The following is a 9,625-nucleotide window of genomic DNA, read 5'->3' on the forward strand; positions in this document are numbered from 1 at the left end:
CACGCGGAGTATATACTCAAAGTATGCACACGAGAGGAGCACTATCATGAAACACCGCGTCAGCGTTACCGTGGACAAAGACAATTATCAGGTTCTGAGTGCTGCCGGAGTCAATATTTCTGGTCTGGTAAATGATGCCATTGGCAAAGAAGCCCGCCGTATCAAGGCTGAGGAGTGGAAGAAAGAAAACCGTGAGGGGATGGAAGAAGTCGCCCGATTTATCGCTCAGAATGGCTCCTTTGCGGATGAAAACAGGAACTGGTGATCATGCAATTCATTGTTTATGAATACAAAAGAGCCAGTCACTACAAAATGTTTGTCGATGTCCAGAGTGATATTGTCGACACACCAAAGCGGCGCATGGTCATCCCGCTTATTGAATCACATCACTTGTCTGAGAAAGTGAATAAAACACTGTTCCCTCTGATCCGCATCGATGGAGAAGATTATCGGCTGATGACTACTGAGCTATCGAGCGTTCCTGTTGAGGTGATTTGTGGAGAAATCGCGTATCTTGGCAACTACGCGGACGAGATTAAGGATGCTATTAATCTTATGTTTTGGGGGATTTGAAGGGGGTTCAGCATGTTTGCATTGAACTTTACTCATGGCTATATCCAGGACATCAGCGTGTTGAAAAGTTTCTAAAAGTGAATTTGTCAATTTATCGGGATACTTACACTGGAAATACAGTTCATCCAGAAATTCGCGATAGGTAACTTCTTCCGGTGAAGAGATTTGCTGGTCTGTAAACACCTGCTCGTAGTCAAACACTACCTTCCCTACCAGGAATAACTGCGGTTATCAACCACATGCTCTGGAAATATGTTCAGCAACAGTATGTCACTTTAGTCAATTTCCGAGCAGTTTAATGAGCTTCTTAAGGACTGACGGAGAGCACGTCTGAAATAATAGAGAAATGGCGTGATGATCAAGCACGCCATTTACTGCATCGTGTAGCCAGAATAAGCCAGCCCTAACAGAGAGCTGCACGAAACCAGAAGACGTTTTGAGATTGTGAATATCGGTGATTTGGCTGAATAGTACGGGCGGATATAGCTACTACCAATACCAAAATTAGCTTGGGAACGCACCAAGAATGCAGCGGAAACACAGAGACTGACTACCCAGCTGGAACGGCGGTATCTGTAATCGGGACTCACAGAACCGCGTTGAAAAGGGGCCGAAACCAGCCCCGTAGAGTATTCGTGCAATGGCGTTAAGATCTGACCAGATATCACTGCCTAAGCAGGGTAATCAGTCTGTCGGCCACCATGTCCAGTACTTTTATCAGTTCCGCCGTAGAACCAGCGCACTGTCTATTGGGATTCTCGTTGTTGTTAAATTGTTCGAGCTCCAGTTTAAACGTACGAAGGCTGTCAGACCGAGGCATGCCTACTGAAGGCGGAGCGTCCAGTATTTTGATCTGTACGAACTCTTTATTGATACCTGGCGAATTGTCCTTGAGTAAATTATTCCAGACATAGAGTCGAGCTATTTTCTGCACCTGATGGTCAGAAGTACGGCTAGCGATGTCAACACTCAGTTGCGCTTTTTCCAGTTTCAGACGCAGATGTTCAAGATAAAGATCATCTGTGGACTTCATGTGGTCGATAATGATCACATCAAACGCGGCTTTGGTCTGTTTGCCGATTACATTAGGCTGACGATCAGTCTCCTCAAACAAAAACGTTATCATCCTCTCCAGGTCTTCAGTTCGCCTGTAAGCTATCCCAGAGGCACCGTCCAGTCCGGCAACCAGTTGCTCTTCCTGTAAAAGTCCCCAACTTACTAGATTACTTCGGGCACGCAAACTCCGGCCGTCGCTCTGACTGACCCACTCGTTGACGGCAGAAGCACAATCGGGATAGCCACAGAGGGGCACCGTATCGCGGATATAAAAAGCAAGGGCATACTCTATTTGTGAACAGGTCAGCTCACTGAGCATGCTCAGGAAATGGAGTTTATCCCTCATATCCACCTCACTTTCCACCATCCGGACGGTCAGACGGGCATAGTATTCAGCCTTTCCGACCTCATCATCCTGAATTACCCGGCGGATGGCCACCAGTAAATCATCATCCTGGATATCGAGGTCTTTACGATTGATCTCTATGAGACCGCAGATGTAATCCTCCAGACGCCGCTGGCGGAAATCCCTCTCCCGGTCAGCAAGTCCAGCAAGCGCTTCCCCTAGGATTTCCAAGAGATCCCCGGCAACGGGGATTTTTTTGACAGCAGCCCAAAATGTTCGGCTTGCTACCTTGCTGAGAGCCCGATCGTTTTTTATGGCCAGAAGTTCTTCGCTTGCCCTGGCCAAAAACGAGCTGCCCTTTCCGGTTTTTTTGTCCAGCGAATTCTGATCGCTCATACGACCTCCTGTACATACACAGTGATGTTCACAGCAGAATCCACTTCTAGGCTACGTTTCATAGCATATGCAATCTCTTCTGTTCTTACTGACATGGCGCTATCCAGTGAGTCTGTAGCCGGCACCGAAGCTACCAAATTCGTGCCTGATCTGATGGGCAATTTATCCTCAGGCCTGCTCGCTACCTAAAAGTTTCGTCAGGAGTGCTCGACAAACGATTTTATCGTCATGGTTTAATACTACACCATGCTGGAATTTGAACGGATAGTAAAACCATTCGAGCTACGGTTTTATATGTGAATATAAACACTGTGCCGCCTTATAAATTAAAAGTCAGGTTTAAACATCAACTATAATCTTTCTCGTTAAATTTATTAATAAACAGCTCGGTTGGTTATATAATTTTGCATTCGCTACTGCAGATTCGAAGTCACTATTCTCGGATTTATCCCTCCCCTCTCGGCTCCGCCGCAATAACACCAGATACAGTATCACATCAGCGGTCGATGCCACCAGATATCGAAGCCGTGACGGTGCGGCAGGGGAAAAACCGTGTTTTTTACCTGCCTTGCCATCCTACATTTCTAAAAGCTGCCTATTGTTGAAAAGTCGGATCTTCTATAAAGGGTGATTCGATAATTTACCAATACAATTACAGATCATCAGATCATCAGATCATCAGATCATCAGATCATCAGATCATCAGATCATCAGATCATCAGATCATCAGATCATCAGATCATCAGATCATCAGATCATCAATAAAATTATTATTTCTTTATGTGATTACTCCTTTGATAATTGTCACTATACCAATTAAAGGGATGGGATGATTCGTCAGGTGACGTATTTTGATTACGAGATATGATGACTTGTTTTGCATCAATGAACAGAAAAGGAGTACTGAATGTCACAAGCAATAAATCCACGACCATTATATGAAATTTTGATTGAGTTGGAAAAAGTCGGACACTCCGCGTTGTGGTTAACGTCACCACACGGGAAAGACTGTCTTGAACGATATCCTTTCGATCAAAGCCAGTGGTACCTGCCGAACATCATTACCGGTGACGGCAGAACGGTGGCACACCGAGAAGAACGCCCTAACGGTTGGCTGCTATGTGGAGACTGGAAAACTACCCAATGCCGACCCAGTGCCGCGTTGCCTACCGATGCCATCCCTCTGGATGAACGCCTGAAATTTCATCTGATTGCCAGGGGAAAATGATGGCTGGGGTATCAACAAAGGAATATGTATGACTGACTGGATTATCGCTACCGAGGGTGTGAAAGTTATCAAAGACAGCGTCGGTCTGTGGCCACAGATTATCACAGCAATCTCATCCGCCGGTGCAGCACTCGGAGGTGTGGGTCTATCACACCATTTTACGCGTAAACGCGAGGAAGCGACTGCAACACGAAAACGTAAAGAGGAACATCTGTTTATTACAACCGAACTAGTCTTCCTGCTGGAACGGTTTGCAGATGAGTGCTCGCAGGTAGCCGCTGATAGCGGCGAACCAGATTTGCAAGGAGAATATTCTGTCAGTGTACAGCCCCCCAAGCTCAAAATGGATGAGGTTACTGGGGACTGGCGCACCCTTCCAGTAAGAATAATGTACAGAATTCGTGAACTGCCTATCCTGCAGAATGAAGCCAACAGATTTATTGCCAGCATTTCGGAATATGACTGGGCACCTTTTTACAACGATAGCTTTAAAGAGCGGCAGTATCAGTACGCCCGGTTGGGGCTGAAAGCACTGATACTGGCCATTCGCTTGCGTAAAACGGCAGGGCTTCCCTCGACACGACTGGATGCTACCGAGTGGTCTGCGATGCCGCAGATGTGGAACGTATGGCGACGCGAGCGCAAAAATCGAGCACAGCGTTGCAGGGAAAGGGCTGAAGGGGATATCGATATTCAAGCAGCCGACCAACAACCCACATAGCTGAAGAGCAGATATGATTTTACTTGCCGTTCCGGCGCATATTGCGCCGGTTTCACTTTTTGTAGCCACCGATTACCCGTTCGCCCTAGCGCTGCGTCAGATGGCCACTATCCACGACAGAGCCTCCATAATAAAAGGCAACTCAATTTGTAAACACACCCGTTTTAGTTCCACAAAAATGTTTGATATTACCAAACATAGTGCCATTCTAAGATTAGAGGCTCCCCACCAAATCCCCCAACGTCACCATCAGCATCATCGGGTCTATTGGTGAAGGCTCAAACCCCACCCGTAGGTAAAATTCCTGCGCTTCATCAGACAGCGCATGAACCAGCATCCCGCGAATGCCGATAGTATCCGCCACCTGAATCACCCGTAGCCCAGCATCCCGTACCAGCGCTCGGCCAACACCCTGACCATGTAATGATTTATCTACCGCCAGACGACCCAGCACCACCACAGGAATCGGATCGGGCATATTGCGACGAAAACGCCCAGGTGCAGCGTTTGTCATAACGGCGCTGGAGGCCAATGAGTAATACGCCAATACCTTAGCGTCATCGCAGCAAACGAATGTACGGGATGCACCCGTTATCTGATTTTTCATCGCCCGCTGTTTCAGCCAGTTATCCATAGACTCCACGCCGCAGCAGAATGCGGAAAGTTCATGTTTAGCGTGAAGTGGCTCAGGGGCGGAAATCATTTTTTCTGCTCCCACGGTGCAGAAGTTTGCATGGTTTTACGCAGTGCGGCATTCGGCGAGGGTGCTTGATCCAAGCGCGCAAGGAATTCTTGATAAGCCTCAGGATCTGCCATGATGATCCGCTGATCGATCAATGCCTCTTCTGCGGCGGCACGAGCAGCTTCAAGGACAAAATCGGTGCGATTTTTCCCTCTGACCTTCGCCGCACGATCGATAAGATCCCGTTCGGCGGGCTTGATGCGTAAATTTAATGTTTCGCGTTTAACAGAAACGCTGTTCGTCACTGGCATGATGTTATCCTCTAACATACACTCTGGATATTAATCATACAGCAAACGTAACGCTAATGTCATTACGATTTATTAGTACCATGGGAACCGAACCAAAGGAACGAACCGGGTATTTCTTTATCGCATGTGACCCATCATTCTGATCTATTTATAAAAATACGGGTCAACCTGCGGGTCTTGACAACAGACACGGTTAAAATTTATGCTACATTTCAATTTAATAGAAAGCTGAATGATCCCGAGTCCGGCACCACTATTCTTTTTTTATGCTTCCTTATGAATTCTTATATTGTTTAAATTCAATGGGTTGGCGTAAAAATCTTTTCCGATGCGTTTTGATTTATCCCTTCGTATCGGGGAATTTGTGGGTCAGATTGCGGGTCATTCAGTTCGATGAACGGAAGTGATCCTCATAGGTTAACTGACAGTAAAGTCCGATCTGAGAAACCTCTCGCAAAATCTTATAAGCTCACTGATTCGCAAGGCCTGTACCTCACGGTATCTACCAGTGGCGCTAAGCTATGGTATTTCCGCTATCGCTTCGGCGGTAAAGAAAGCCGTCTGGCCTTTGGCCCCTACCCTCAAATCACACTGGCAGAAGCCCGCGAAAAGCGCGATGCGGCACGTAAGCTATTGGCATCCGGCATCAGCCCTTCCCAACTTCGCAAAACGAACAATCCTGCAGTTGATGAATCCAACACCTTTCAGTATGTCGCGACAGCATGGCACACCAGCAGCTTCAAGCTCTGGTCAGACGCGCACGCCGATAAAATCCTCACCTGCCTGAAACGCTACGTTTTCCCCGCGATTGGCACGATGGATATCACGCAGGTTGAAACCCACCATCTTGCGCAGTTGGTTAAGGCGATTGACGACAAAGGCGTGCATGACGTCGCCGGACGGATACGCCAGCACCTGACTAAAATCATGCGCCACGCCGTCCAGCAGGGCGTGATTAAATATAATCCGGCTTACGATTTGGATGGCGTCGTGACCCCGGTCGTGACCCAACATCACCCCGCCCTGCCGCTGAAACGCCTGCCTGAACTGCTGGAGAAGATGGAGAACTACAAAGGCCGGATGCTGACCCGTCTTGCGCTGGAGCTGAATCTGCATGTGTTTCTGCGCTCCAGTGAACTGCGTTTTGCCCGCTGGGATGAATTCAATCTAAAAGCACATATCTGGAGCGTGCCCGCCCAGCGCGAAGCGGTAGATGGCGTGCGGTTCTCAGAGCGTGGCGCAAAAATGAAGGATGAACATCTGGTGCCGCTGTCACGGCAGGCGGTCGCCCTGCTGAAACAGATTCAGGCGTATTCTGGCGAATCGGTCTTCGTTTTTCCGGGTGCACATACCCTGAACAAGCCGATGAGTGAAAACACCATCAACAAGGCGCTGCGCGTGATTGGCTACGACACCAAAACCGAAATCTGCGGCCACGGCTTCAGGACAATGGCCTGTAGCGCCCTGAACGAGTCCGGACGCTGGTCAAAAGACGCCATTGAGCGACAGATGAGCCACAAAGAGCGCAACGGCGTACGGGCGGCTTACGTGCATAAAGCGGAGCATCTGGAAGCCAGAATCGAAATGATGCAGTGGTGGTCGGATTATCTGGACGTCAACCGTGAAGGATATGTCGCACCGTATATTTATGCGCGAAGTTATACGGCTGGCTAACGCGCTACGCTTGTTGGCTCCTGACGGGCTTTCTATGTGATAGAAAACCCGTCAGGAGCTTTTCGTAAAATCATTCGAGCATTCTGCCAAACATTTCTTATACGTCAGGATTTCACTGGCTTATCGCGTTTTGGCGCTGCCAGTTTTCGGTTGCAAGAATCCAGAACCCAGGCTGAAAAATTAGCGTCGGGATCTTCCGTTCTCTCCTGTGCAACGCTGGCGTTTATTTCTTCGATAAGCTCATGCGGGAAGCGAATTCCCTTTGTGGTCGAACGCTTGTTTTTAGAACCTGTAGGCATGCCGTTTTCCTTTCTCGCTGAACGCACACTATACAAGGAAAAATATTTTTAAACACGTTGACGTGTATGTGCACCTAGCGCTAAGGTGTATGAACACCAAGAGCAAATTCATGGTGAAAAACGAAACCCGGCAGTGCGCTAACACTAACCGGGCTTCTGACCACAACATTAGCGCAAACAAGCTTATGCTGGAATCCAATTAAGCATCAAACGTTCCCCACCAAATCCGCCAACGTCACCATCAGCATCATCGGATCTATCGGTGAAGGCTCAAATCCCACCCGCAGGTAAAAATCACGCACCTCATCAGACAGCGCATGAACTAACATCCCGCGAATGCCGATAGTATCAGCAACCTGAATCACTCTTAGCCCAGCATCACGTACCAGCGCCCGGCCAACACCCTGACTATGCAATGATTTATCTACTGCCAGACGACCCAGCACCACGACCGGGATCGGATCGGGCATATTGCGGCGAAAACGTCCGGGAGCGGCATTCGTTGCAACGGCACTGGAAGCCAATGAGTAATACGCCAACACTTTTGAATCATCGCAACTGACGAAAGTTCGTGATGCACCAGTGACCTGATTTTTCATCGCCCGCAGTTTTAGCCAGTTATCCATAGACTCCACACCGCAACAGAATGAGGAAAGTGCATGTTCGGCGTGGAGTGGCTCAGGAGCAGAGATCATTTTTTCTGTTCCCACGGTGCAGGCGTTTGCATAGTTTTACGCAGCGCGGCATTTGGTGCAGGGGCCTGATCCAAACGGGCAAGGAATTCCTGATAAGCGTCGGGATCTGCCATGATGATGCGCTGATCGATCAACGCTTCCTCTGCGGCAGCACGCGCAGCCTCAAGGACAAAATCAGTGCGATTCTTTCCTCTAGCCTTCGCAGCACGATCAATCAGATCCCGTTCTGCGGGTTTGATGCGTAAATTCAATGTTTCGCGTTTAACAGAAACGCTGTTCGTCGCTGGCATGATGTTATCCTCGAATATACTCTCTGGATATTAATCATACAGCAGCCGTAACGCTAATGTCATTACGATTTATCGGCATCATAGGGAACCGAACCAAAGGAAATCACTGGGCTATTTATCGCACATATATCCCAGCGTTATGATATTCAATAGAAAACATGAGTCAACCCACGGGTCTTGACAACAGCCACGATTAAAATTTATGTTACATTTCAACTTCATAGAAAGCTGAATGTTCCCGAGTCTGCCACTTTTCCTTTTTTATGCCCCCTTATCAATCCCTATGTTGTTACGATTCAATAAGTTGGCGTAAAAATCTTTTCCGATGCGTTTTGATTTATCCCTTCGTATCGGGGAATTTGTGGGTCAGATTGCGGGTCATTCAGTTCGATGAACGGGAGTGATCCTCATAGGTTAACTGACAGCAAAGTCAGATCCGCGAAACCTCTCGCAAAATCTTGTAAGCTCACTGACTCGCAAGGCCTGTACCTCACGGTATCACCCAGCGGCGCTAAGCTATGGTATTTCCGCTATCGCCTTAGCGGTAAAGAGAACCGTCTGGCCTTTGGTCCCTATCCACAGACTACGCTGGCAGAAGTCTATTCAATGATCTCGCCAACATGATAGCGCCGCAAAATTTGCACCAGCGCCTCTAGCACCGCTTGCCTCTGCTGCTGAATAAAAAAGTGCCCACCGTCAAATAACAGAACCGTCGCAGGGTCGGTAAACAACGTCTGCCACTGTGGCAACTCCATCACTGGAACATTCTGATCCTGGCGCCCTCCCATTATCGTAACGGGTAGTGGTAATGGTGTAGCAGAGGACAAGTGGTAATCCTCTACCAAGCGGAAATCAGCCCGTAACATAGGCAAAACCAACGCCATCAGTTCCTGATGAGCCAGCAATTCCGGCGGCGTCCCTCCATACCCTTGCAGCCGCTGGATAAATGCGGCGTCGGAAAGCGATGACATCGGCGATATGTCACGAATCAGATGCAGTGGCCGGCAGCCTGAAGCAATAAAATGAAGAGGCAAACGCTGCCCGTGTTCCTGCAACGCCTGCATTAATGACATACCCAAACGGCACCCCAAGCTGTGACCGAATAGCAGCCAAGGTTTATCGAGCGGAATATGCTGACGCAACGCCTCAACGACCTCAGCTATCCGCAGGCAAGGCGCTTCACGCAGGCGCGTGCTACGCCCCGGTAGTTGGGCAGCGCAAAGTTCGACCCACGAAGGTAATCCGTTGGCAAAGGGTTGATAATGGCTGGCGCTCCCTCCTGCGAATGGCAGGCAAATTAATCGCACGACTGCCGCTGGACGCGGCAGTAATGTGTGAAACCACGGTGACATTA

12 protein-coding genes and 1 pseudogene are annotated in these 9,625 nt (G+C 48.6%); 6 read left to right on the forward strand and 7 right to left on the reverse strand.

All coding sequences use genetic code 11. The features are described 5' to 3' along the window. The first annotated feature begins 46 nt into the window (after positions 1 to 46). Both ccdA and ccdB read left to right on the forward strand, forming a co-directional pair. The gene (gene ccdA, locus KP22_RS09985; RefSeq protein WP_015855076.1) at positions 47 to 265 is read left to right on the forward strand and encodes a type II toxin-antitoxin system antitoxin CcdA; all 219 of its coding nucleotides are present in this window, start codon (positions 47 to 49) and stop codon (positions 263 to 265) included. Between the two features lie 2 nt (positions 266 to 267). After that, positions 268 to 573 (forward strand): type II toxin-antitoxin system toxin CcdB, encoded by a 306-nt coding sequence (ccdB, locus tag KP22_RS09990; protein WP_039323977.1) that lies wholly within the window; start codon positions 268 to 270, stop codon positions 571 to 573. A gap of 664 nt (positions 574 to 1,237) precedes the next feature. Here the strand turns inward: ccdB and KP22_RS09995 are convergent. After that, the gene (locus KP22_RS09995; RefSeq protein ID WP_039323979.1) at positions 1,238 to 2,371 is read right to left on the reverse strand and encodes a hypothetical protein; all 1,134 of its coding nucleotides are present in this window, start codon (positions 2,369 to 2,371) and stop codon (positions 1,238 to 1,240) included. Positions 2,372 to 3,278: 907 nt separating this feature from the next. Here KP22_RS09995 and KP22_RS10000 point away from each other — a divergent pair. After that, positions 3,279 to 3,599 (forward strand): hypothetical protein, encoded by a 321-nt coding sequence (locus KP22_RS10000; RefSeq protein WP_039323981.1) that lies wholly within the window; start codon positions 3,279 to 3,281, stop codon positions 3,597 to 3,599. A gap of 28 nt (positions 3,600 to 3,627) precedes the next feature. Then, complete coding sequence (locus KP22_RS10005) at positions 3,628 to 4,320, forward strand: hypothetical protein (protein ID WP_052012506.1); 693 nt, start codon at positions 3,628 to 3,630, stop codon at positions 4,318 to 4,320. Positions 4,321 to 4,534: 214 nt separating this feature from the next. Here the strand turns inward: KP22_RS10005 and KP22_RS10010 are convergent, their stop codons facing one another. Together KP22_RS10010 and KP22_RS10015 are read right to left on the reverse strand one after the other, a co-directional pair. Further along, a complete protein-coding gene (locus tag KP22_RS10010; RefSeq protein ID WP_039323982.1) occupies positions 4,535 to 5,023 on the reverse strand; it encodes a GNAT family N-acetyltransferase in 489 nt (162 codons plus the stop codon). Beyond that, entirely contained in the window at positions 5,020 to 5,313 is a 294-nt protein-coding gene (locus KP22_RS10015) for a type II toxin-antitoxin system TacA family antitoxin (RefSeq protein ID WP_039323983.1), read from the reverse strand. Before KP22_RS10015 ends, KP22_RS10010 begins: the two co-directional genes overlap by 4 nt. A gap of 393 nt (positions 5,314 to 5,706) precedes the next feature. Between KP22_RS10015 and KP22_RS10020 the strand changes: the two genes are divergently transcribed. Continuing rightward, positions 5,707 to 6,987 carry a tyrosine-type recombinase/integrase gene (locus tag KP22_RS10020; RefSeq protein WP_039323984.1) on the forward strand — a complete coding sequence of 427 codons (1,281 nt, stop codon included), beginning with the start codon at positions 5,707 to 5,709 and terminating at the stop codon, positions 6,985 to 6,987. Between the two features lie 104 nt (positions 6,988 to 7,091). Here the strand turns inward: KP22_RS10020 and KP22_RS10025 are convergent, their stop codons facing one another. The 3 genes from KP22_RS10025 to KP22_RS10035 all read right to left on the reverse strand — a co-directional run bounded on the left by KP22_RS10025 (position 7,092) and on the right by KP22_RS10035 (position 8,271). Next, positions 7,092 to 7,286, reverse strand: coding sequence for a YlcI/YnfO family protein (locus tag KP22_RS10025; protein ID WP_039323985.1), 195 nt, complete (start codon positions 7,284 to 7,286; stop codon positions 7,092 to 7,094). A gap of 206 nt (positions 7,287 to 7,492) precedes the next feature. Beyond that, positions 7,493 to 7,981 (reverse strand): GNAT family N-acetyltransferase, encoded by a 489-nt coding sequence (locus tag KP22_RS10030; protein ID WP_039323986.1) that lies wholly within the window; start codon positions 7,979 to 7,981, stop codon positions 7,493 to 7,495. Next, positions 7,978 to 8,271 carry a type II toxin-antitoxin system TacA family antitoxin gene (locus KP22_RS10035; protein ID WP_038921611.1) on the reverse strand — a complete coding sequence of 98 codons (294 nt, stop codon included), beginning with the start codon at positions 8,269 to 8,271 and terminating at the stop codon, positions 7,978 to 7,980. The genes KP22_RS10030 and KP22_RS10035 overlap by 4 nt, the downstream gene beginning before the upstream one ends. A 390-nt stretch (positions 8,272 to 8,661) precedes the next feature. Between KP22_RS10035 and KP22_RS21680 the strand changes: the two are divergent. Then, positions 8,662 to 8,868 (forward strand): annotated as a pseudogene (locus tag KP22_RS21680) (Arm DNA-binding domain-containing protein); the annotation flags it as partial. Between the two features lie 2 nt (positions 8,869 to 8,870). Here KP22_RS21680 and KP22_RS10040 read toward each other — a convergent pair. Next, positions 8,871 to 9,623, reverse strand: a complete 753-nt coding sequence (locus KP22_RS10040; RefSeq protein WP_039323990.1) for a thioesterase II family protein — start codon at positions 9,621 to 9,623, stop codon at positions 8,871 to 8,873. Positions 9,624 to 9,625: the final 2 nt, after the last annotated feature.

The sequence above is a fragment of the Pectobacterium betavasculorum genome (assembly GCF_000749845.1).
Taxonomy (GTDB): domain Bacteria; phylum Pseudomonadota; class Gammaproteobacteria; order Enterobacterales; family Enterobacteriaceae; genus Pectobacterium; species Pectobacterium betavasculorum.